1 pseudogene is annotated in these 431 nt (G+C 29.0%); it reads right to left on the bottom strand.

Features of this window, described 5'->3' with window-relative positions:
• Positions 1–408 (bottom strand): annotated as a pseudogene (locus AB4486_RS24055) (glycosyltransferase family 1 protein); the annotation flags it as partial.
• Between the last annotated feature and the right edge of the window lie 23 nt (positions 409–431).

The following is a 431-nucleotide window of genomic DNA, read 5'->3' as shown; positions in this document are numbered from 1 at the left end:
CAAAATAGAAGCTGAAAGAAAACGCTTAACCTTAAAAAAAACAGAAGATGTGCCATCTAATTTCTTTATATCACCACCGTGTACGTGTATCACTATGTCGATCTTGCTATTAAATAGGCGATAGATTAACAAAGGGATAGATACATGTGAAACATAATGCCCATAAACATAATCATAATTCCCTAAGAAAAGCTTTCGTAACACGCAAAAATAGAAAACAATATAAATTTTAAATTTATTGAATAGGTTTGAGCTTTTCTCATCAATAACAACCTTGTCGACAACAAAATCATTTTCAACTAAAACAGATTCACAGTTTTTTACAAACGTCCCAAAAAAAGGAAACTCTTCGCTTGGATACATATTAGAAACAATCAATATATTTTTTTTATTACAATCTTTAATCATAAGATACTTTCACACCTAATATA

The organism is Vibrio sp. 10N.222.55.C6 (genome assembly GCF_041473395.1).
Lineage (GTDB): Bacteria > Pseudomonadota > Gammaproteobacteria > Enterobacterales > Vibrionaceae > Vibrio > Vibrio crassostreae_C.
The sequence above is the reverse complement of the archived record's forward strand: the minus strand, read 5'-3'. Positions and strand labels throughout refer to the sequence as shown.